Genomic DNA, 20,818 nt, shown 5'->3' with positions numbered 1-20,818 from the left:
GCCGTGAATGTTGCCCCCCGCCCCCGCCCCGAAGGGAAGGATCTCGGCGCCGCACTTCGCCATCTGGTTGTAACGGCTGCGCTCGGCGGGGGTGCGCCGCCAGTGGCTGCAGGAGAGGCGCTGCCAGCCTCCCGCCTCCAGCGTTTGGGCGCCCTGGGCATACATGGCAGCCCGCTGCGGGCCATCGGCGGCCCAGCCCAATGTCCCCTTCTCCCCGGCGCGGGCCAGGTTGGTGCCCGCCATGGCGATGAGCTGGTAGAGATCCACCCCGTGCACGCCGCTCGCCATCACGTCCGCAACGTCCTGGCGCCACACGAAGTCGTCCTGGCCGGGCAGACCGAAGATGAGATCCGCCGCGATGACGGCCTCGTCGTGGCGGGTCAACGCCCCTAGCCGGGCCAACAGGGTCTCCCTGTCGTCGAAGCGGGCCGCCTGCTGGCGCACGCGAGTATCAAAGCTCTGCACCCCGAACGAGAAGCGGTTGAAGCCCCCCGCCAGCGCGGTCTCCCACTTGGCGTCATCGAAACCGTTGAGGCGCCCCTCCAGGGTCAGCTCCACATCCGAAGTCAGGGGGAAGCGACCAATGGCATTGGCCAGCAGAGCCAGATCGCCCGCCGCCATGTCGGTGGGCGTGCCCCCGCCCACATAGACGGCGGAGAAGGACTGGCTCTGCACCAAGGGGGTCTTGGCCGCCCTGGTCAGCTGCTCGCAGAGGGCCGCCATATAGCGGCTCATGCGCGCCGGATTGGCGCCATTTTCGAAGAAGTTGCAGAAGCTGCAGCGCTTGCGGCAAACGGGACGTGGATGTAGAGCGCCCGCGCCTCGGCCTGGCTCGGTTGCTGCCACCAAGCCTGCCAGCCCGCCTCGTCGAGCATCAGGGGCCCGGCACCGCCGCGGCTGGCGTGGGCTGAGGTCTTGGCGGTGAAGGCGAATGCGAGGGGATCCGGGGTCGCAAGACCCGTCATGGTCGGGGTAAACAGGGGGGTCATCACTGTGGCTACCATCTGCAAATAATGCAAATGATAACCAATATCAACAAAGCCACCCTTGTGCTGGATCAAGTTCTGGACCTGGGTGCTCAGCCAGGATTCTCAGGAGCGGAGGAGGTTCAACGCCGTCGAAGCGGGTGCGGAAACAGCGGGATGAATAGAAGAAAGGGAAGGACAATGCTGGAGGAGGAAGAGAGCCACTCCCCGGCAGGAGAGTGGTATCACACACGCAGTCGGACATCAGAGACAGCCTCGTCATGCCGACGCAGGGACAAAATGGCTCAGCCGTTGTCGATGACGATGGCGACCCGGCGATTCTCCGCTCGTCCGGCGGCGGTGCCGTTGTCGGCGATGGGCGCCGCTTCACCCCGGCCGCGGATGTCCAGGTTCGCAGGTGGCATGCCCACCGACATCAGGACATCGGCCACGGAGCGGGCCCGTTTGAGCGAGAGCTGCTCGTTGTAGCTCGCCTCCCCGTTGGAGTCGGTGTGGCCGTCCACCCTGGCCCGGTTCAGACCGACGCCGATGAGGGTCTTGCCAAGACGCTCCACCACCAGGCGGGTCTGGGGAGTGAGGGCCCCGACATTGTTGGCAAACAGCACCTTGTTGGAGATATCCAGGGTCCAGCCCTCATCGGTCAGCTGAAATCCCTGCTCCCTGAGGGTGGCGATCTGCTCCGCCGTGAGCCCCTGGGGCGCACTCTGACACCCGGCCAGCACTCCCAGCAGCAGCGCAACAAGCCCGATTTTTAGCGCCTTCAAAATGATCATTGTTATGGTCCTTTCACTATGTCCGGTTCAACTTCACGTGGTTCTCCTGTGTGCTTCTTCCTCCTTACGTTGTCGTTTGGCTTGATACATGGCGTCGTCGGCGAACTGCAACAGGGCCTCCGCCGTCTCCCCCTGCTCGGGGTAGAGGGCGGCGCCGATGCTGATGCCCACCCCGAGGTGGCGGCCGTCGCTCAATACCACAGGGGTGCTCATCCCCTGCTGGATCCGCGTCATCACCTCGTGCACCTCGTGCTCGTCCCGGATCGGGGCGAGCAGGATGACAAACTCGTCGCCCCCGAGGCGGCACACCAGATCCAGCGGTCTGAGCTGGTGCTGCACCCGCCGCGCCAGAGCGATCAACACCTCGTCGCCTACCCCGTGGCCCAGGGTGTCGTTGATCTGCTTGAAGCGATCACAGTCGAGGTAGAGCAGGGCGAAGCGCTCCTGATCCCCCTGGATGGCCTGCCCCAGCCGCGCCTCGAACAGAGCCCGGTTGGGCAGGCCGGTGAGGGCGTCGTGGGTGGCCCGGTGCAGCAGGCTGGCATTTTCCCGCTTCTGGTGGGCCTGCCAGGCCTCCAGCTCGTCGAGCAGGGTGTTGAAGTCCTCCCCGAGCGCGTGCAGCTCGGCGATGTTGGCCGCCGGCACCCGCTGCTTGAGGGCGCGCTGGCGACTGACACTGTAGGCGACCTCGGCCAGGGCCTTGAGGGGCGCCGTGATGGAGCGCTGCATGCGGCGCGCCACGTGGAGAGCCCCGAGGATGCTGAGCAACAGGCGCACCAGGGTCGCCAGCAGGGTCTGCAGCAGGAAGTGCAGCAGATATTGTCCGTGCCCCACCAGGTGCACCCGGGCTATCTCCCGGCTCTCCCGCACCATGGCCACTTCCACCGGCCCCGGCAGGATCAGGCGGGCCAGGTGCTGCTCCAGGGTAGTCCAGGGGGTGGTGATGGCACGGCGCCAGCTTGCCAGCACCTGGCCATCGGGCAGCACTATGCTGGCGCTCGCGATATCCTCCCGGGAGGTGATGGTCTCCAGGGCATCTTTCGCCGCCTCCTCGTCATCGAACACCACGGCGGCCTCTGAGGTGTAGCTGATGGCGCGGGCCACCAGCTCGAGGTTGTGATCCGCATAGAGGCGCAGCGCCAGCAGCGCCGTGATGGTCAGGAACAGGCCCGCCATGCAGACGGCGGTCAGGGAGATCATCATGTGGGTGCGGCCCAGGCTCTGTCGCAGGGTGAGCCTGGGGCTTGCGGGTGCAGTCGTCATCGTGCGCCCTCGTCAGCCTTGGCGAGCTTCAGCACGGCCGGGTGCACCCGCACGCCGCTGCGGGCGAGCGCATCCAGGTTGACCCGAAAGCGGACCCGATCCGTGTCCGGCTGAAGGCAGAAGACAGCGTCGGCGATGCACTCCCTGCTCTGTTCGCTGATGCTGAGGATGGCGTGCCCCTGCAGTCGCTCGAACAGGGGGAGACGCCGCTCCGGGGCCAGCACCCCCAGATAGATCACATCGCAGCGCTGGATCAGTGCCTCGTCGTCGAGCCCGTAGCGATGCACGTCCACCGGGCGCCCGTTGGCCTGCCGCTCGATGGCAAAGAGGGCGCCGGCATATTCCGTCGGCGCCGCAATGCAGAGCCGAAGCTTTGCAGGCTCCTTGGGCCAGCGGTTGTAGCTGAGGATGTCGAGCACGGTCTGGCGCACCAGCTCGCTGCGAAGCTAGGCCGAGGTCGCCGCCACGGCCGCATTGGCCAGCACCAGCGTGCAGCCCAGTGGCAACAGCCACACAAAAATCCGGATGAAAGACAACAACTGCATGATGTCCGCACTTATGTTTACGTCGACAATGGGGTGGGCCGACGCCCATGAAGGGATTGCCTGAAGGGAGTCGTACCGAGCTTATCAGCCCGAGGGGGTTGCCCCATCCGCCCGCACGCAGGGTGCGTCACGAGGTGTCGCAGTGCCGCCCGGGGTGCGCGTCAGCGCACGCCACGGGCAGCTCAGCCGCTACTTCTTGCCAATCCCGTACTCGCGCAGCTTGTTGGCGATGGCGGTATGGGAGACGCCGAGCCGCTTGGCCAGCTGGCGGGTGGAGGGGAAGGCCGGATAGAGGCGCTCCAGCAGGCGGCTCTCGAAGCGCTTCACCGCCTCGTCGAGCCCCCCTTCGAACCACTCGTCGATGAGGGGCATGGCATCGGCCGCCACCGGCAGATCCACGTGCTCGGGGCCGAGCTCGTCCCCTTCCAGCAGGGTCATGGCCCGGTAGAGGCAGTTGCGCAGCTGGCGCACGTTGCCCGGCCAGCGGTAGGCGGTGAGGTACTCGGCCATGTTGCGGGTAAAGCGCGGCTTGGGACGTTGCAACTCGCTGGCGAAGCGGGCGACGAACTGCTGGGCCAGTGCCATGATGTCCGCCTTGCGCTCGCGCAGCGGCGGCAGCGCCAGGCTGAGCACGTTGAGGCGGTAGTAGAGGTCTTCCCGGAACTTGCCCTCGTGCACCAGATCCAGCAACTGCTTCTGGGTGGTGCAGATGAAGCGCACGTTGACCCTCACCTCCTGCTCGTCACCGACCCGGCGAAAGACCCCGTCCTGCAGTACCCGCAGGAACTTGGTCTGCAGATGAGGGGACATGTCGCCGATCTCGTCCAGCATCAGGGTGCCGCCGCTCGCCAGCTCCAGCACCCCGCGCTTGCCCTCGGTGTTGTTGCCAAAGGCGCCGGGGGCATAGCCGAACAACTCGCTCTCCGCCACGTTGTCCGGCATGGCGGCGCAGTTGAGGGCCATGAAGGGGTGGCTGGAGCGCAGGCTGGCGCCGTGGCAGGCGCGGGCCAGCAGCTCCTTGCCGGTGCCGGTCTCGCCGACGATGAGCAGCGGCGCATCCTGCATCGCGAGCTTCGCCGCCTGGGCCAGCACCTCCTTCATCTTCTGGCTCTCGGCCTGCAGGTGTTCAAAGCCCCCCACTTCCACCGCGTGCAGGGCGCTGAAGTGCATGCCGACCCGGCGGGCGGACTTGAGCACCACCACGGCGCCGGCCAGAGCCTGCCTGCCCTTCTCCTCGGCCACAAACAGCGGCATCAGATCGCCGAGGTACTCCTCGCCGCCGAGGCTGAGCTTGCAGGTCTGGGGCTTGATCTCCCCCGACTCCAGCCAGCGGCCAAACGAGAAGCCCTTGACCAGGGAGGCGATCGCCACGCCGCGCACCTCGTCCGGTGGCAACGCCAGGGTGGTGAGGGCGGCCTGGTTGGCCTGGGTCACCCGCCCCTTGCTGTCGAGGGAGAAGACCAGGTCCGGCAGCGCCTTGAGCAGGGCCTCTATCTCGTGGTGCTCCCGCTCGGAGGGCATGTAGGGGATGGTCTTGACGTCATAGACGCCGGGAATGCGGCGAATTTCCGGCATCAGATGCTGAAAGTCACGGAACTCCAGCTCGGGAAAATTGAGATAGATGATGCCTGAGGTATCGATTTCGATGCCGCGCAGATCGATGTTGTGCTCCACCAGTCGGTCGAGCAATTCCCGGGTCAGGCCCAGACGGTCTTCACAGCTGACTTCAAGACGCATTCGGCACACACTTCCTAGCTAACATTCTGAATAACGGGATAATACAGACTCGATCCCGCCAGTGCGAGCGCTCCCCCACAAAAATGCGGGCCTGCCCCGCTTTCACCGGGCAGGCCCTGTCTGCGTTGGCGCCAGACGGCGGTTACTTCATCAGCCCGTCGGTGCGGGCTGCCATGATGAAGTCGTTGCGATGCAAGCCGCCTATCTTGTGGGTCCACCAGCTCACGGTCACCTTGCCCCATTCAAGCAAGATCGCCGGATGATGGAACTCCGCCTCCGCCAGTTCTCCGAGGCGGTTGGTGAACGCCAGCCCCTCCTTGAAGTTGCGAAACACAAATTCACGACGCAGTTGCAGCTCGCCGTTGACCACCAGGGGCTGCCAGTCGGGGATAAGGTGCATCAGCTCCCCCAGCTCCTGATCGCTCACCCTGGGGGCATCGGCGCGGCACGCCTCGCATCGTTGACTCGCCAGTTCAGTCATTCGGGACTCCTTTCATGAAACATCGTGGGAATGAATACGGGTCAGCTCGCCTGCTTGCCGGCAACGGGGGCAAAGCGGGGTGGACGCAGGCCAAGACGACGGGCCTCGGCCACGGCCGCCATGATCCCCTGCCCCTCCAGACCATAGAGGGTATCGAGACGAGGCAGCACGAAATAGGTGGGCTGCATGATGTCGATGCGATAGGGGGTACGCAGGATCTCCAGCAGATCGAAGGGTTGCAGCTCGGGCTTGCCTGAGAGGGCATAAGCGGTCTCGCCGATGGAGGAGAGAATGCCGCCGCCGTAGATGCGCAGCCCCTCCTCCCCCTGCAGGAGACCGAACTCCACCGTGAACCAGTAGAGCCGCGCCAGATAGACCCGCTCCTCCTTGCTCGCATGGAGTCCGAGCCGACCATACAGGTGAGTGAAGTGGGCAAAGGCCGGGTTGGTCAGCATGGCGCAGTGGCCGAAGATCTCGTGGAAGATGTCGGGCTCTTGCAGGTAGTCGAGCTCGTCCCGGCGGCGAATGAAGGTGGCGACGGGAAAACGGCGATCAGCGAGCAGCGCGAAGAAGTGATCAAAGGAGATGAGGGCCGGCACCGCCGCCACCGACCAGCCGGTGGCGGGCATCAGGGCGGCGTTGATCTCGCCTAGCTGGGGGATGCGGTCCAGAGGCAGGTCGAGGCGTGCCAACCCGGCCTGGTATTCGTCGCAGGCCTTGCCATCGAGCGCCGCAAGCTGGCGTGCAATCAGGATCCGCCAGGTGCCGTGCTCCTCGTCCGTGTAGTGGATCCTGCCCTGCCCATCCGGTTGGCGGGCCGTGTAGAGACTTGCCATGAGTGATCCCATCCTTCGGGTGCCAGCCGCCATCCGGGCGGTCACTGGTCGTTGAGTCATGGGATCACTGTAACGGTTTGCCCCTCAAAAAAGCAGCCGACCCCGGGGTCGGCTGCTTTTGACAATTGTAAATAATTTGTGACATCCATGTCGGGTGCCAGCCACCTCACGACTTGTTGAGATAACCCGCCAACTGGCCGATCAGCCGCTTGCGCAGCTCGCCCAGTTTCGGCTTCTCGTCGGCACACCAAGGGAGCGGACGACAGGCTTCCATGGTACGCATCCCGAGGCGCGCGGTGAGCAACCCGGCCCCGACCCCTTGGGCGGCGCGGGCGGAGAGCTTGGCGGTCAGCTCGGCGCCCAGCAGATCCATCCCTACCTCGGTCACCAGCTCGGTGGCCCCCGCATAGAGCATGTTGCGAAACACCTGACGAATGAGGCGGATGCGGCTCCAGTAGCCGAGCTCGATGGCATAGACATCGGCGATGTCCTCGATCATCCGCAGGTTGCGCCAGAGCATCAGCATCATGTCGACGGTGGCGAGCGGACTCAGGGCCACCAGCACGGCGGCCTCCCCCGACCATTTCGCGACGCGGGCCTGGGCCAGCTTGTCCCGCTCGGTGAGCACCAGCTGGCTGTAGAGGGTCAGCACTTCCCGATCGCTGTGGCTCTCGTCAAGCTGGGATAACCAGGTGCGATACCCTTCCCGCCCCTTGTCACCGCTCTTCTCGGCCAGGGCCTCGCAGAAGGCCTGCCCCTGACCGACCCCCTGATGGGCCAGCAGATCCTCGGCTCTTGAGCGCACATCCTGGCGCCGCTTCAAGGTGCGCAGCCGCAGCCATTCGCGCCCCGCCACCGCGGCGGTGCCCACCGCCACCAGGCCAGAGGCGAGCAGCCAGGCGCCGCCCCAGAAGGGGGAGGCGGCAAACTGATCCACCAGAAAAGCGCCAAACTGGCCAAGGGACAGCAGCCCCACCCCGCCCAGCCCCCAGGCCAGCAGACGATGACGGCGCCGAGGCCTGACGTGAAGCGCGGGTTCCACCTCGGTGAGCTCGTCCAGCGCGTCCAGAGGCTCGAAGCTCTCCTCTTCCAACCGCCGGGCCGGGGCGGGTGGCTTCGCTTCGCTTGCCATCGAAGGCGCGGGCTCCAGCGTCACCTTGCCTTGCAGAGGAGCGGCGTCATCGGTGCGCCATCTTGTCTGATCGTTCATCGCATTCTCTCCTGTGGGCGCCCCTCGAGCACAGCGGGCCACCCACCCGTTATTCGAGGTGATCCCCGAGCAGGAATTCCAGCGCCGCATCGAGCCGGATATGGGGGAGCGCCTGATGAGCGCTCATGGGCAGCGGGCGAAAGGCCTGAAAATCAAACCCTTGAGTTTTCCACCACTGCGCAGGCGGGATCTGGGCAGGCACCTCCCCCGGGAAGAGCAGCAAGGGCTCGCCCGAGAGGGTAGTGCCACGAATGGCGGGAAATTCCCGTCCGTCTGCCACCCCCTTGCCCACCTCGGTGGCCTTGATGGCGGCCAGCGCCAGGCATTCGGTCTCTATCCCCTCGAAGCGGGCCTGACCCCGGCCACGGCTCACCAGATGCTGCAGGAGCGACACCAGAGGCCCGTGCTGCTCCGGCGTGACGTGATCGGCCTTGCTCGCCACAAACAGCAGCTTGTCGATGCGCGGGGCGAACAGACGGCGCCACCAGTTGCTCTTGCCGTAGGCGAAGCTTTCCATGATGCGGGCGATGGCCTGCTGCATGTCACCAAAGCTCGCGGCACCGGCATTGAGGGGCGCCAGGCAGTCCACCAGCACGATCTGGCGATCAAAGCCTGCAAAGTGCTGCTCATAGAAGCCCTGTACCAGATGCTGCTTGTACTGCTCGAAGCGCTGCTTGAAGGTGGCGTAGAGAGTGCCGTCTTCGGGGGAGTGCGTGGGCATCTCCCACACCCAGGGCACGAATTGCAACAGCGGCGCACCGGCATACTCGCCGGGCAACACGAAACGCCCGGGCTGGATGAGGTGAAGCCCGAGATCCTGCTTGCAGGCGTGCAGATAATCGGTGTAGCGGGCGGCCAGTTCGCTGGCGGCCCGCTCCTCGAAGGCTTGATCTGCCTGCCAGAGCGGCGTCAACCAGCCTGCCGCCAGGGCTTGCAGCTCGGGGCGGCACAGTTGCTCCCGCACCTGCTCGCTCCACTGCTTGTAGTTCAGATCCAGCAGCGGCAAATCCAGCAGCCACTCCCCGGGATAATCCACCAGATCCACATAGAGGGTGGAGATCTCCCCCAGGTGCCGACGCAGCGGATGGCGGGTGCGATAACGGATCTCGAGGCGTACCTCGGCCACCCCCCGGGTCGGCGCGGGCCAGGCGGGCGGATCGCCAAACAGGGCATCGAGGCCCCGTTCATAGGGAAAGGTGGGAATGTGGGCGTTTTGCTGGGGCACCCGGCGAGCACCGAGGATGCGTCCCTGGCGCTGGGCGTCCCAGAGTGGCAGACGACCGTCGATGGCCGCGTGCTCCAGTTGATTGACCAGCGCCGTGATAAACGCGGTCTTGCCACTGCGAGAGAGGCCGGTGACCGCCAGCCGGATGTGGCGATCCCGGGCCCGGTTCACCGCGTCAACGGCCTTGTGCTGGAGCACAGACCAGGAGTGTTCAAGTTTGTTGCGTATCAAGGCGGGTCTTCTTCTCCTTGTGATCACATCAGAGAGACGGCCGCGAGGCAGTATCCTCGCGGCCCGGCACGATTAGAGCTTGCTGAACTCCCGTTGCAGGGTGAACTCCTTGGAGGTCACCAGCTTCTCGATGCGCTGCACCCTGGGCTCCAGTGCATCCAGCTCCTGGCCGATGCGGGCAAGGGCCTGATGAGGTGTGACGCCTGCCTGCCAGCTGCGCGCCTTCATCCGCACCTCTGCGAACTCGGCATCTTCCTGGGAGTAGAGGGTGACCGGCTTCTTGTCGAGCAAGAACCAGGCGGCAATATAGGCGGTGAAGGTGATGAAACCGGCGAAGATGAGACCACTGATGGCCAGCAGCCGCACGATCCAGGTCTCCACCCCGAAGTACTCTGCCAGACCGGCACAGACCCCGGCAATCTTGCCCCGCTGGGGATTCCGGTACAGGTTGCGCCCTTCACGACTGACAGTGTTCATACCTTGTGCCTCCAACCGGGGACTTCCGCATCCAGAATCGACGCCAATACGGTTTCGGCCCGCTCCGGCTTTTTGCCACAGTCATGACATCTCTCATTGAAAACCGTCATACCTTGTTTCTCCAACCAGGAACCTCGGCATCCAGAATCGACTCCAGGGCGCCGACCCGTTCCTGCATCTTCTCGGCACGCACCAGCAAGCCCTGCAGCTGTTCACGCTCACCATCGGCAAGGCCGGCGCCAATGCGTCCCTTGGCGCGGTAGTGCAGCACCAGCCAGATGGGGGCCACCACCACCATGAAGACCACCATGGGAACCATCAATACACCCAGCAGATCTTCCATCTGTTACTCTCCCTGTTTCTGTGCCGGATTGTGCTGGCCCAGCTTTTGGCGCATGGCTTCCAGCTCGCGGCTGATCTGGTCGTCCGCTTCCAGCTCGGCAAACTGCTGGGCGAGCGCCTTGTCGGACTGCCCCAGATCGGCGCGGGCTTCCATCTCGTCGATGCGGCGCTCCATGCGCTCGAACTTGCTCACCACGGCCTGACTGTCGCCACGGGCCACCTGGCTTTGCACGTTGAGGCGGCTGCTGGCGGCTTCGCTGCGAATGGCCATCGCCTTCTGGCGGGCACGGGCGTCTTCCAGCTTGGCTTCCAGCTGGCGGATCTCCTCCCCCAGCTTCTCGATGCCGCTGTCCACCGCCTGCTGTTCACGAGATAGGGCGTCGGCAAGCTCCGCCTGCTTGCTCTTCTCGATGAGGGCGGCACGAGCCAGATCTTCGCGCCCCTTGGTCAGGGCCAGCTCGGCCTTGCCCTGCCACTCGGCGACCCGCTCCTGATGGCGGCTCACCTGACGGCCGATCTCTTTTTGATTCGCGAGGAAGCGGGCCAGATTGGAGCGCTCCTTCACCAGTTCATCTTCCATTTCCTGGATGATCAGACGCACCATCTTCTGGGGATCTTCCGCCTTGTCGAGCAGGGCCGTCAGATTGGAATTGATGATGTCGGCCAGGCGAGAAAAAATGCTCATGATTGTACTCCTGTGATAGGCATCGGGTTGTGTCTCCATTGACAATGGCAACTTGTGTGCCAATCTGGAACAATATTTAACTTGTTGATTTATATGGGCACTCAGAATGCAGTTCAAGTCCCGGGGAAACAAGTGATGATTAAAATAACCAACTTTTGGTAAGATTAACCAGATTTTTCAACTCACAGGGGCAGGGATGACCACGGCCACGGAAAGTCTGTTGGGTGAATCCAACGCATTTCTAGAAATCATCGAGCAGGCATCGCGCCTCGCGCCGCTGCGCAAGCCCGTACTCATCATCGGCGAGCGGGGGACCGGCAAGGAGCTCATCGCCCACCGCCTACATTATCTCTCGGATCGCTGGGATCAAAGCTTTGTCACCATCAACTGCGCCACCTTGAGCGAGAGCCTGCTGGAAACCGAGCTGTTCGGCCACGAGGCGGGCTCCTTCACTGGCGCCGCCAAGCGTCATCAGGGGCGCTTCGAGCGGGCCGACGGCGGCACCCTGTTCCTCGACGAACTGGCCACCACCAGCGCCCGGGTCCAGGAAAAACTGCTGCGGGTCATCGAGTACGGGGAGTTCGAACGGGTGGGCGGTGCCAAGCCCCTCAAGGTGGATGTGCGGCTGGTGTGCGCCACCAACGAGGATCTGCCTGCACTGGCAGAGAAAGGACGGTTTCGCCACGACCTGCTGGACCGGCTCGCCTTCGATGTCATCACCCTGCCCCCCCTGCGGGAGCGGCGCGAGGACATCCTGATGCTGGCGGAGCACTTCGCCCACGGCATGACCCGGGAGCTGGGGTATCCGCTCTTTGCCGGCTTCTCGCGCAAGGCGACCCAGCGGCTGCAAGATTATCCCTGGCCGGGCAACGTGCGGGAGCTCAAGAACGTGGTGGAGCGCAGCCTCTATCGCCAGGGCAACCCCCAGCTGCCGCTGGCGGATCTGGTGCTCAATCCCTTTGACTCCCCCTGGCGCCCCCGTGCCCGAGGTGACGCCGCCCCTTCCACGGACGCGCCGACCTCGGCAGAAACGGTCCCGACCCTGACCTTGCCGCTGGATCTCAAAGGGGCGGTGGCGGAGTACGAGATTAATTTACTCAAGCAAGCGATGCAGCAATCCCAGTATAATCAGCGCAAAGCAGCCCAGTTGCTGGCCCTGAGCTATCACCAGTTCCGGGGGATGCTGCGCAAATATCAATTGCTGGACGGGGATGACAACAGTGGCAACCAGGAGGCGGGCTGATGCCTGGCACCGGGTCTGTGCGCGCGGATAACGCGGCGCACGTCACCCCCGACGGGAGCGCCTGCCCGGTCGCCCCCCGCAACGCGCCCGCCCCCTGGCGGGCAACTTTGTCTGAAAACATGGTTCCAACATGAGAATGCTCACCCCCCTGCTGCTTGGTCTCCTGGTCCTGGTCAGCGGCTGTCAGAAACGCGATGAAGCCTCCAAAACCGGGCTCATCTATTGTGCCGAAGGGGCACCCCGAACCTTCAACCCGCAGCTTGCCAATTCGGATGCGACCCTGGATGCCAGTGCCCGTCCCATCTACGATCGCCTGCTCGAGGTCAATGCCAACACCCTCGGCATCGAAGGGGGGCTCGCCACCCGCTGGCAAAGCAGCGAGGACGGCCTCTCCTATACCCTGACCCTGCGCAAGGGAGTGACCTTCCACCGTACCCCCTGGTTCAGCCCGACCCGTCACTTCAATGCCGACGACGTCCTGTTCACCTGGCAGCGTCTGCTGGACGAACACCACCCCTTCCACGCCGTCTCCGGCGGCGAGTACCCCTATTTTTACAGCCTGGGGCTCGGCAACCTCATCAAGCGGGTCTACAAGAAGGGGCCCTATGAGGTGGTGTTCGAGCTGAACCGCCCCGATGCCTCCTTCCTCGCCACCCTGGCCAGCGACTACGCCATCGTGCTCTCCGCCGAGTACGGGGAGCAGATGCTAAAGGCCGGCACCCCGGCGCAGCTGGACAGCCGCCCCATCGGCACCGGCCCCTTCAGCTTCAAGGAGTATCGCCACAACGAGTTCGTGCGCTACCTGCGCCACCCCGGCTACTGGGGCGGCGAGGCCAGAATGGAGCAGCTCATCTACGACATCACCCCCAAGTCCTCCAAGCGCCTGGCCAAGCTGCTGACCGGCGAGTGCGACGTGATGAGCACCCCCTCTGCCAGCCAGCTGTCGGTGATCGACAAGGACTCCCACCTGGATCTGTCGGTGCAGTCGGGGATGAACGTCGCCTTCCTCGCCCTCAATACCCGCAAGGCCCCGTTCAACAAGGTGCAGGTGCGCCAGGCCCTCGCCAGCGCCATCAATGTGCAGAATCTGCTGCAGGCGGTCTATTTCGAGACCGGCCAGAGCGCTGCCAGCCTGCTGCCGCCCCTCTCCTGGGGCTACAATCCCTCCCTGCCCCAGCGCAAGCCGGATCTCAAGCTCGCTCGCCAGTTGCTCAAGGACGCGGGCTACCCCAACGGCTTCGAGATGCAGGTGCTGGTGCAACCCGGCGCCCGTCCCTACAACCCGGACGGCCTCAAGACGGCGCAACTGATGCGCAGCGATTTCGCCAAGATTGGGGTGAGCCTCAAGATAGTGCAGCAGGCCTGGCCGGTCATCGAGACCCGGCTCGCCCATGGACAATATGACAGCCTGCTCTCGGGCTGGATCGCCGACAACGCGGATCCGGACAACTTCTTCCGCCAGTTGCTGAGCTGCGCCGCCGTCGAGCGGGGCAACAACTACAGCCGCTGGTGCAGCCCCGCCTTCGATCAGCTGCTGGACGATGCGGTGACCACCCCGCAGCTCGCCTTCCGCCTGCGCAACTATTACTATGCCCAGTCCCTGCTCAACGAGCAGTTGCCGCTCATTCCCCTGGCCCATGCCCTGAGAACCCAGGTGAGTCGCAGCGACATTCAGGGGCTGACCCTGATGCCCTTTGGCGGCACCACCTTCAACCAGGCACATCGGAGTGACCATGACAGATAACCACTCCATCGTCGGGCCATCGGCGCACCGCTCCCAGGAGGCATAAGCATGTTTTTCTATATCCTGCGCCGCATCACCCTGCTGGTGATCACCCTCCTGGTGCTGACTCTGGGGGCCTACCTCCTGGAGTTTCGCCTCATCACCCAGGTGCTGGATTTCTGGCACGGCTATCCTGATTTCCTCCAGCGCATCGCCGCCGGGGATTTCGGGCTCTCCAGCGTCTCCGGCCAGCCGGTCCTCGACGAGATCCGTCACTACTTCCCGGCGACCCTGACCCTCTGCCTCGCCGCCTTCGCCATCTCGCTGCTGGTGGGCATCCCCTTGGGCACTCTCGCGGCCCTCTATCAGGGGCGCAGCCCGGACCTCTCCATCATGGCCGCCGGCCTCGTCGGCTATGCCATCCCGGTCTTCTGGCTGGGGCTGCTGATGGTGATGTTCTTCTCCCTGGATCTTGGCTGGCTCCCCTCCTCCGGCCAGATCAGCCTGCTCTACGACGTGCCCTCCATCACCGGGATCGCCATCGTCGATGTGCTGATGAGCCAGGAGCCCTGGCGGGAAGCGGCCCTGCACGACGCCCTGCGCCATCTGGTACTGCCTTCCCTGGTGCTGGCCGTGGTGCCCACCACCGAGGTGATCCGCCACGTGCGCAGCTCCCTCATCGACGTGATGAAACAGAACTACATCAAGGCTGCCGCCAGCCGCGGACTCTCCCGCCGCCAGATCGTCTGGCGTCACGGGCTCAAGAACGCCCTGCCCCCCGTGTTGCCGCTGCTGGGGCTGCAACTTGGCAGCGTGCTCACCTCCGCCATGATCACCGAGGTGGTGTTCGACTGGCCCGGCATCGGCCGCTGGCTGGTGAGCAGCATCGCGCTGCAGGACTATGCCGCCATCCGCGGCGCCTTCCTGGTGGTGGCGAGCTTCGTCATCTTCATCAGCGTCAGCACCGATCTGCTGACCACCATCATGTATCCGGCACGGCGTAAAGAACTCTATGCAAGACAAGATTGATTGCGGTCTGTGGATGAACCACGGCAGCCCATGGGCCACCGGCGCACAGGCGTGCCCATCCCCTTGCGACCAGCACGGGAGCCTGCATCATGCACGATAAATCGAACATCTATCCGGAGCTCAAGATCCTCTCCCCCCTGGAGCAGACCTGGGCCTCCTACCGACGCAACCCGCTGGCCATGGCGGGGCTCTGGTGCTTCGGGCTGCTGCTGCTGGTGACCCTCATCGGTCCCCTGGTAATCCCCTACGGCATCGACGATCAGCACAGCAGCCACCTGCTGCTCGCCCCCTCCTGGGCCAACAGCGGCAACATCGATTACTTCCTGGGGACCGACGATCTGGGGCGCGACATCCTCTCCCGTCTGGTGGCCGGGGCCAGACTCACCTTCGGCAACGCCCTGCTGGTGGTGCTCATCGCGCTGGTCATCGGCTCGGCCATCGGCATCCTCGGCGGCATGAGCAAAGGGGTGAAGTCGAGCGTGCTCCATCACCTTCTCGATACCCTGCTCTCCATCCCGTCCCTGCTGCTGGCCATCATCGTCGTGGCCATCCTGGGGCCGGGTCTGTTCAACACCCTGATCGCCATCACGCTCGCGTTGATACCGCCTTTCATCCGGGCGACCTACAACGCGGTCCACGCCGAGATGCAGAAGGAGTACATCATCGCCAGCCGCCTCGACGGCTCTCCGCCCCAGCGGATCATGCGTCTGGCCATCTTGCCGAACATCGTCGAGACCCTGGTGACCCAGACCACCCGCACCCTCTCCGCCGCCATCCTGGACATCTCGGCGGTGGGCTTCCTCGGTCTCGGGGCCCAGTCTCCCCAGCCGGAGTGGGGTGCCATGCTGGCCGATTCGAGCGATCTTATCTATCTGGCCCCCTGGACGGTGACCCTGCCCGGGATGGCCATCCTGTTCAGCGTGCTGGTGACCAACCTGGTGGGCGAAGGCATTCGCGAAGCACTCAAAGAGGGGAACGACTGATGTTGCCAGCCTTGTTATCTATCCCCGCCCCCGGTCGCCCTGAGCGGCCCGGCTGCGCCCTGAACGGGGGACGTTGCTGATGCCTCTGCTCGACATACGCAACCTCACCATCGAAATCGACACCCCCCAGGGCAAGGTCAAGGCGGTGGACAGAGTCAGCCTGACCCTGAACGAGGGGGAGATCCGCGGGCTGGTGGGGGAATCCGGCTCGGGCAAGAGCCTGGTGGCCAAGGTGATCGTCGGCATCCAGAAGGACAACTGGACGGTGCGCGCCGACCGGATGCGCTTCAACGACATGGACCTGCTGACCATGGCGCCCAAGGAACGACGCCGCATCATGGGGCGGGAGATAGCGATGATCTTCCAGGACCCCATCAGCTGCCTCGACCCCTCCGAGGAGATAGGCACCCAGCTCGAGGAGGCCATCCCCACCAGCGCCTTCACCGGCAAGTTCTGGCAGCGCTTCCAGTGGCGCAAGAAGCGGGCCATCGCCCTGCTGCACCGGGTCGGGGTCAAGGATCACCGCAAGGTGATGCGGGCCTATCCCCACGAGCTGTCAGACGGCATGTGCCAGAAGGTGATGATCGCCATGGCCATCGCCAACCAGCCGCGCCTGCTGGTGGCGGACGAGCCCACCAGCGCCATGGAGTCCACCACCCACTCCCAGATCCTGCGGTTGCTGGACAAGATGAACAAGCTGGGCAATACCACCATCCTCATCATCAGCAACGACATCGCCGCCATCGCGAACCTGACCGACACCCTCAACATCATGTATTGCGGCCAGATGGTGGAAGTGGGGACCCGGGACCAGATCCTGGAATCCCCTCACCACCCCTATACGGATGCCCTGCTCAAATCCATCCCGGACTTTGACAAACTGGTGCGCCACAAGTCCCGGCTCGAGACCCTGCCCGGGGTGATACCGCCGCTGCAGCATCTGCCCATCGGCTGCCGCCTCGGCCCACGCTGCCCCTACGCCCAGAAGCAGTGCGTGCAGACGCCGCTGATGAGCAAGGTCAAGGGGCATCAGTTCAGTTGCCACTTCCCCCTCAACATGGAAGAACCGAAGAAATGAACCGGCACCAGACCCTGATCCGGGGCACCTGCCCGCCCCGTCAGCCCCTCTATCCGGCGAGCACACCCAAGGAGACCACGTCGTGACCGAACCTTCCCTGTTGCAGGTCAGGGGCCTGTGCAAGACCTACCAGAACCGCACCGGCCTGTTCAGGCGCCGCGCGGTGGAGGCGATAAAGCCCCTCTCGTTCGATCTCGAAGTGGGCCAGACCCTGGCCATCGTCGGGGAGGCGGGCTCGGGCAAGAGCACCCTGGCCCGCATTCTGGCGGGCATGATTGAACCGAGCGGCGGGGAGATCGCCATCGAGGGGCAACCCATGGTCCACGGCGATTACCAGACACGCTGCAAGCTGCTGCGGATGATCTTCCAGGACCCCAACACCTCCCTTAACCGAAAAATCCGGGTCGGCCAGATCCTGGAGACCCCCCTTCGCCTCAACACGGCCCTGAGCGAGGAGGAGCGCCGGGAGAAGGTGATCCAGACCCTGCGCATGGTGGGCATGCTGCCCGACCACGCCCTCTTCTATCCCCAGATGCTCTCCGCCGGCCAGCAGCAGCGGGTGGGGCTGGCACGGGCGCTCATCCTCAATCCCAAGATAGTGGTGGCGGACGAGGCGCTCTCGACCCTGGATATTTCGGTACGCTCCCAGATCATCAACCTGCTGCTGGAGATGCAGGAGACCATGGGGCTGAGCTATGTGCTGGTGGCCAACGATCTGGGGATCGTCAGCCACATCAGCGACGAGGTGCTGGTGATGCACGAAGGCCGTGTGGTGGAGCGCGGCAAGACCTTGCGGGTCTTCGCCGATCCCCAGCACGACGTCACCCGCCGCCTCATTCAGAACTACAACAACGAATACCGCCGCTGATCCCGCGGCGCGTTTCCCCTTGTGCCAGACATAAAAAAACCCGGCCTGATGTCTCATCAGTCGCCGGGGGATTGCGCTCAAAAAAGTGATTGCGTCGCTCGTAGTAGGAACAGGGGAATGGTAGGCAGCCCCCGTCACCTCAACAACTGTCAGATCTGACAGGCAGTCCGCTATGGAACCGGAATTGCGGATCCGGCGAACAGATGAGTTCGGCCTCCAGGCGACCGAAGAAGGCCACTCGCTCGCTGATGTCTTCGTCTGCGAACGTCTGTGCCAGGGCCAGGTAGTCCTGATAGTGACGCGCCTCCGAGCGCAGCAGGGAGACATAGAAGCGGCCAAGCTCCTCGTCCAGATGAGGGGCCAACCTGGCAAAACGCTCGCAGGATCGCGCTTCGATATAGGCACCGATGATCATCTTGTCCACCACGGCCGCCGGCTCGTAGGTGCGCACATGGGTCAGCAGGCTGCGGGCATAGCGGGAGGCGGTGACGGGACCATAGGGGATGCCCCGTGCGGCCATGATCTCCAGCACCTGCTCGAAGTGGTGCAACTCCTCCTGGATGAGGCGCACCATGGGGAACAGCAGGGGATTGCGCTCCAGCTCGGCAAACACGCTCCTGTCTGATTCGCCCATGGTGCGCTTGCCGAGGATCTCCGCCTTCTCCGGCAAGGCATCGAGCTCCCGGTAGAAGGTCAGCTTGGGCAGCAGGTGACGCTTCTCCTTGGGCAGGCAGTAGCGGCGCACCAGGCTGTGGGCGGTGAGTGCCGCCTTGTTCTCGCAGTTGGCGTGATCGATAAGCAGGGTCGGCAACTGGGCGGGATCCCGCGCCATTTCCACCCACTCATCCGGGGTCTCGCAATGCAGGAACTGACGAACGGGGGCTAACAGGTCATCCATCTGAACTCTCATCTGTTGATACGACACGCGGCGCCTGGCGCCGGGGGGCCTATGCTAACGGATCCCGCCCGGCCTGCCCACCGCCATCATGACTCAGCCCGTCAGACGCCTGAGGGAGTCGCGGCGGATCAGGGTGCCGCTGAAGGCGGGCAGTGCGTCCCGGCTCCCCTCCTCCACCATGGTGATCAGGCGGTTGATGGTCTCCTGGATCATCCCGTTCACCGGCATCTTGACGCTCGACAGCGCGGGAATGACGTAAGGGGCCAGGGGAATGTCGTCAAACCCCACCACCGAAACCTCGTCAGGCACCATCACACCGGCTTCGTGCAGCCGTTTGATCGCCCCGATCGCCATGTCATCGTTGCTGGCCACCAGGGCGCTGAAGCGAGCGCCTCGCGCCAGCAAGGTCGAGACGGCGGCCGCGCCACAGGCGGGGGTCCATTTGCCGGGGGCGATCAAGGTCTCCTGCACGGGGATGCCGTGCCGGATCAGCGCCTGCCGGTAGCCGGCCAGACGCTCGGCGCCAGTGGGGGAATCCGCAGAGCCTGCGATGAAGGCGATCTCCCTGTGCCCCATGGCCACCAGCTTGTCCACCACCGCCTCCGCCGCCGCCTGCTGGTCCGCATAGACGCAGTGGGCCGGATGGCGGCTCAGACGCCGGTTGAGCACCATGATGGGCTGCTCATGCTGCTCGATGATCTCGTCCATCTCCTCCACCCCAAGAAAGCGCGGATAGATGATGACGCCATCGCAACGGGAATCGAGCAGATACTGGATGGCCTGGCGCTCCTCGTCGGCGCTGTGCTTGCCGTCCGCCAGTATGAGCTGGCGCCCGCGATCCTCGGTCATCCGCGCCACCTGGGAGAGCAGCTCGCCGAAGTAGACGCCGTGGTAGAGGGTGTTGGTGACCACCAGTCCCAGGGTCCGGGTGTGCCTGGTCGCCAGCTGCCTCGCCACCAGGTTGGGGCGATAGCCGCACTCCTCGATGGCCTGCTGCACCCGGTCCCGGGTCTCCTGGCTGGTGTAACCATTGCCCGACAACACCCGGGAGACCGTCGCCTTCGACACCCCTGCCCGCCTTGCCACCTCCAGCATCGTCGTCATTGTGTTCTCCCTTGCTCGTAACGGGGCGCAGTGTACTGCACCGCCCCCGGCTTGTCGTCGCACGAATGGCGTGCAGGCCCGGGTTCAGTGATGCCATTCACGGATCCGGACGCTCGCTGCACAAGATGCTTGTCTCCCGCGCTCAGGCCGCGCACTTTATGTGGAACCGGTTCCACACTCAGTTTCATGCGCGTTCCCGCCCTTCGCGGCGGCGGGGGCGAGCAGGCCCACTTGGTTAAAAGGATCTACCTCGATGTCAAAAAACTATGCGGCTCTGGCCGGTACCGTCATCACCGCACTCGGCGGCGCCGACAACGTCGTCGCCGTGACCCACTGCATGACGCGGCTGCGCTTTGTGCTCGGCGATCCCGCCCGGGTCAATGGCCCTGCCCTCAAGGCCATCACGGGCGTGCTCGGGGTGGTGCAGGCGGACAACCAGTGTCAGGTGATCATCGGCAACACCGTCTCCCACGCCTATCGCGAAGTGCTGGCCCTGCTGCCCCAGGGCGGTGGGCAGACTCCGCTTCCGGAGGCTTCCGCTGGCTGGAGCCTGCGCCGCTTGACATCCTCCCCCACCTTAGCGCTTCGCGTCACAGGAGGGGGATTCCCATTACTGGGTGATAGCTGCTCGCGCAGTACCGGGTTCCTGCTTCATCGGGCGGCCTGATTGCACCACGCCTCCACAGGCTAAAACGGCGTGTCCCGCCGCTAAAATATTGCGAGCGCCGTTCACATCGGCGTTCGCCTCATAACCACACGCAGCGCATTTAAACTGGCTTTGCGTCTGGCGGTTATCCTTCGCAGTATGCCCACAACAGGCGCACTGCTGGCTGGTGTAGGCCTGGTTTATCGCCAACACCTGACCGCCTCGCCATGCCTGCTTATATTCGAGCTGGCGGCGCAGCTCAAACCAGCCCTGATCTAATATCGAACGATTCAGCCCTGATTTTGCCCGGACGTTGCGCCCCGGCTGGCTGGTCGTGCCCGCTGCTGATTTTGACATGCTGGCAACCTTCAAATCCTCAATGACGATCATCGCGTGGTTTTTGCTGATAGTCGTTGTGACCTTGTGAAGGTAATCGCGGCGGGTATTGGCGATAT

At 64.3% G+C, this 20,818-nt stretch carries 20 protein-coding genes and 2 pseudogenes; 7 read left to right on the top strand and 15 right to left on the bottom strand.

What is annotated here, in order from left to right; translation table 11 throughout:
• From hutW to pspA, 12 genes and pseudogenes are all read right to left on the bottom strand, one after another.
• Positions 1 to 989: pseudogene (gene hutW / locus C3418_RS17310) on the bottom strand (heme anaerobic degradation radical SAM methyltransferase ChuW/HutW); the annotation flags it as partial.
• Positions 990 to 1,270: 281 nt separating this feature from the next.
• Positions 1,271 to 1,759 (bottom strand): OmpA family protein, encoded by a 489-nt coding sequence (locus C3418_RS17305; protein ID WP_043760992.1) that lies wholly within the window; start codon positions 1,757 to 1,759, stop codon positions 1,271 to 1,273.
• 33 nt (positions 1,760 to 1,792) lie between these two features.
• Complete coding sequence (locus tag C3418_RS17300; protein WP_103858957.1) at positions 1,793 to 3,022, bottom strand: diguanylate cyclase domain-containing protein; 1,230 nt, start codon at positions 3,020 to 3,022, stop codon at positions 1,793 to 1,795.
• A pseudogene (locus C3418_RS17295) lies at positions 3,019 to 3,567 on the bottom strand (YfiR family protein). Before C3418_RS17295 ends, C3418_RS17300 begins: the two are co-directional and overlap by 4 nt.
• A 189-nt stretch (positions 3,568 to 3,756) precedes the next feature.
• Complete coding sequence (gene tyrR, locus C3418_RS17290; RefSeq protein WP_052815259.1) at positions 3,757 to 5,304, bottom strand: transcriptional regulator TyrR; 1,548 nt, start codon at positions 5,302 to 5,304, stop codon at positions 3,757 to 3,759.
• 142 nt (positions 5,305 to 5,446) lie between these two features.
• Positions 5,447 to 5,785, bottom strand: a complete 339-nt coding sequence (locus C3418_RS17285; protein WP_010674539.1) for a 4a-hydroxytetrahydrobiopterin dehydratase — start codon at positions 5,783 to 5,785, stop codon at positions 5,447 to 5,449.
• A 41-nt stretch (positions 5,786 to 5,826) separates the two neighbouring features.
• Entirely contained in the window at positions 5,827 to 6,621 is a 795-nt protein-coding gene (phhA, locus tag C3418_RS17280; protein WP_041215282.1) for a phenylalanine 4-monooxygenase, read from the bottom strand.
• Between the two features lie 166 nt (positions 6,622 to 6,787).
• Positions 6,788 to 7,831 (bottom strand): YcjF family protein, encoded by a 1,044-nt coding sequence (locus C3418_RS17275; RefSeq protein ID WP_103858956.1) that lies wholly within the window; start codon positions 7,829 to 7,831, stop codon positions 6,788 to 6,790.
• 49 nt (positions 7,832 to 7,880) lie between these two features.
• A complete protein-coding gene (locus C3418_RS17270) occupies positions 7,881 to 9,287 on the bottom strand; it encodes a YcjX family protein (RefSeq protein WP_103858955.1) in 1,407 nt (468 codons plus the stop codon).
• Positions 9,288 to 9,359: 72 nt separating this feature from the next.
• Positions 9,360 to 9,764: an envelope stress response membrane protein PspC gene (gene pspC / locus C3418_RS17265; protein WP_052815256.1), complete on the bottom strand. Its 405-nt coding sequence runs from the start codon at positions 9,762 to 9,764 to the stop codon at positions 9,360 to 9,362.
• Positions 9,765 to 9,870: 106 nt separating this feature from the next.
• The gene (gene pspB / locus C3418_RS17260; protein WP_005300084.1) at positions 9,871 to 10,107 is read right to left on the bottom strand and encodes an envelope stress response membrane protein PspB; all 237 of its coding nucleotides are present in this window, start codon (positions 10,105 to 10,107) and stop codon (positions 9,871 to 9,873) included.
• 3 nt (positions 10,108 to 10,110) lie between these two features.
• A complete protein-coding gene (pspA, locus tag C3418_RS17255) occupies positions 10,111 to 10,791 on the bottom strand; it encodes a phage shock protein PspA (RefSeq protein ID WP_103858954.1) in 681 nt (226 codons plus the stop codon).
• 196 nt (positions 10,792 to 10,987) lie between these two features.
• Here pspA and pspF point away from each other — a divergent pair, with 196 nt between their 5' ends.
• The 6 genes from pspF to C3418_RS17225 all read left to right on the top strand — a co-directional run bounded on the left by pspF (position 10,988) and on the right by C3418_RS17225 (position 17,715).
• Positions 10,988 to 12,034 carry a phage shock protein operon transcriptional activator gene (gene pspF, locus C3418_RS17250; protein ID WP_069784998.1) on the top strand — a complete coding sequence of 349 codons (1,047 nt, stop codon included), beginning with the start codon at positions 10,988 to 10,990 and terminating at the stop codon, positions 12,032 to 12,034.
• A gap of 136 nt (positions 12,035 to 12,170) precedes the next feature.
• Positions 12,171 to 13,778 (top strand): ABC transporter substrate-binding protein SapA, encoded by a 1,608-nt coding sequence (gene sapA / locus C3418_RS17245; RefSeq protein WP_069784997.1) that lies wholly within the window; start codon positions 12,171 to 12,173, stop codon positions 13,776 to 13,778.
• Between the two features lie 48 nt (positions 13,779 to 13,826).
• Complete coding sequence (locus tag C3418_RS17240; RefSeq protein ID WP_010674531.1) at positions 13,827 to 14,786, top strand: ABC transporter permease subunit; 960 nt, start codon at positions 13,827 to 13,829, stop codon at positions 14,784 to 14,786.
• Between the two features lie 89 nt (positions 14,787 to 14,875).
• Positions 14,876 to 15,769, top strand: coding sequence for an ABC transporter permease subunit (locus C3418_RS17235; protein WP_069784996.1), 894 nt, complete (start codon positions 14,876 to 14,878; stop codon positions 15,767 to 15,769).
• 79 nt (positions 15,770 to 15,848) lie between these two features.
• Complete coding sequence (locus tag C3418_RS17230) at positions 15,849 to 16,847, top strand: oligopeptide/dipeptide ABC transporter ATP-binding protein (protein WP_010674529.1); 999 nt, start codon at positions 15,849 to 15,851, stop codon at positions 16,845 to 16,847.
• Between the two features lie 82 nt (positions 16,848 to 16,929).
• On the top strand, positions 16,930 to 17,715 hold the full coding sequence (locus tag C3418_RS17225) for an ATP-binding cassette domain-containing protein (protein WP_039039015.1): 786 nt from the start codon (positions 16,930 to 16,932) through the stop codon (positions 17,713 to 17,715).
• 139 nt (positions 17,716 to 17,854) lie between these two features.
• On the opposite strand, the gene C3418_RS17220 is transcribed toward C3418_RS17225, so the two are convergent.
• Together C3418_RS17220 and C3418_RS17215 are read right to left on the bottom strand one after the other, a co-directional pair.
• On the bottom strand, positions 17,855 to 18,613 hold the full coding sequence (locus tag C3418_RS17220; RefSeq protein ID WP_042016277.1) for a tRNA-(ms[2]io[6]A)-hydroxylase: 759 nt from the start codon (positions 18,611 to 18,613) through the stop codon (positions 17,855 to 17,857).
• A gap of 93 nt (positions 18,614 to 18,706) precedes the next feature.
• Complete coding sequence (locus C3418_RS17215; protein WP_042863778.1) at positions 18,707 to 19,717, bottom strand: LacI family DNA-binding transcriptional regulator; 1,011 nt, start codon at positions 19,715 to 19,717, stop codon at positions 18,707 to 18,709.
• Positions 19,718 to 19,970: 253 nt separating this feature from the next.
• Here C3418_RS17215 and C3418_RS17210 point away from each other — a divergent pair, with 253 nt between their 5' ends.
• The gene (locus C3418_RS17210; RefSeq protein WP_069784995.1) at positions 19,971 to 20,384 is read left to right on the top strand and encodes a PTS transporter subunit EIIB; all 414 of its coding nucleotides are present in this window, start codon (positions 19,971 to 19,973) and stop codon (positions 20,382 to 20,384) included.
• Here the strand turns inward: C3418_RS17210 and C3418_RS17205 are convergent.
• Positions 20,328 to 20,818, bottom strand: a 491-nt coding sequence (locus C3418_RS17205) for an RNA-guided endonuclease TnpB family protein (protein ID WP_146054121.1), incomplete at its 5' end; no start/stop codon positions are given. The two genes, C3418_RS17210 and C3418_RS17205, sit on opposite strands and share 57 nt — an antisense overlap.

The organism is Aeromonas sp. ASNIH8 (genome assembly GCF_002919855.1).
GTDB lineage: Bacteria > Pseudomonadota > Gammaproteobacteria > Enterobacterales > Aeromonadaceae > Aeromonas > Aeromonas caviae.
The sequence above is the reverse complement of the archived record's forward strand: the minus strand, read 5'-3'. Positions and strand labels throughout refer to the sequence as shown.

Bases quoted from the DNA above. Each gene is read 5' to 3' on its own strand.
- C3418_RS17305 (WP_043760992.1), bottom strand. From the start codon at position 1,759: ATGATCATTTTGAAGGCGCTAAAAATCGGGCTTGTTGCGCTGCTGCTG.
- C3418_RS17300 (WP_103858957.1), bottom strand. From the start codon at position 3,022: ATGACGACTGCACCCGCAAGCCCCAGGCTCACCCTGCGACAGAGCCTG.
- tyrR (WP_052815259.1), bottom strand. From the start codon at position 5,304: ATGCGTCTTGAAGTCAGCTGTGAAGACCGTCTGGGCCTGACCCGGGAA.
- C3418_RS17285 (WP_010674539.1), bottom strand. From the start codon at position 5,785: ATGACTGAACTGGCGAGTCAACGATGCGAGGCGTGCCGCGCCGATGCC.
- phhA (WP_041215282.1), bottom strand. From the start codon at position 6,621: ATGGCAAGTCTCTACACGGCCCGCCAACCGGATGGGCAGGGCAGGATC.
- C3418_RS17275 (WP_103858956.1), bottom strand. From the start codon at position 7,831: ATGAACGATCAGACAAGATGGCGCACCGATGACGCCGCTCCTCTGCAA.
- pspC (WP_052815256.1), bottom strand. From the start codon at position 9,764: ATGAACACTGTCAGTCGTGAAGGGCGCAACCTGTACCGGAATCCCCAG.
- pspB (WP_005300084.1), bottom strand. From the start codon at position 10,107: ATGGAAGATCTGCTGGGTGTATTGATGGTTCCCATGGTGGTCTTCATG.
- pspA (WP_103858954.1), bottom strand. From the start codon at position 10,791: ATGAGCATTTTTTCTCGCCTGGCCGACATCATCAATTCCAATCTGACG.
- pspF (WP_069784998.1), top strand. From the start codon at position 10,988: ATGACCACGGCCACGGAAAGTCTGTTGGGTGAATCCAACGCATTTCTA.
- sapA (WP_069784997.1), top strand. From the start codon at position 12,171: ATGCTCACCCCCCTGCTGCTTGGTCTCCTGGTCCTGGTCAGCGGCTGT.
- C3418_RS17240 (WP_010674531.1), top strand. From the start codon at position 13,827: ATGTTTTTCTATATCCTGCGCCGCATCACCCTGCTGGTGATCACCCTC.
- C3418_RS17235 (WP_069784996.1), top strand. From the start codon at position 14,876: ATGCACGATAAATCGAACATCTATCCGGAGCTCAAGATCCTCTCCCCC.
- C3418_RS17230 (WP_010674529.1), top strand. From the start codon at position 15,849: ATGCCTCTGCTCGACATACGCAACCTCACCATCGAAATCGACACCCCC.
- C3418_RS17220 (WP_042016277.1), bottom strand. From the start codon at position 18,613: ATGGATGACCTGTTAGCCCCCGTTCGTCAGTTCCTGCATTGCGAGACC.
- C3418_RS17215 (WP_042863778.1), bottom strand. From the start codon at position 19,717: ATGACGACGATGCTGGAGGTGGCAAGGCGGGCAGGGGTGTCGAAGGCG.
- C3418_RS17210 (WP_069784995.1), top strand. From the start codon at position 19,971: ATGTCAAAAAACTATGCGGCTCTGGCCGGTACCGTCATCACCGCACTC.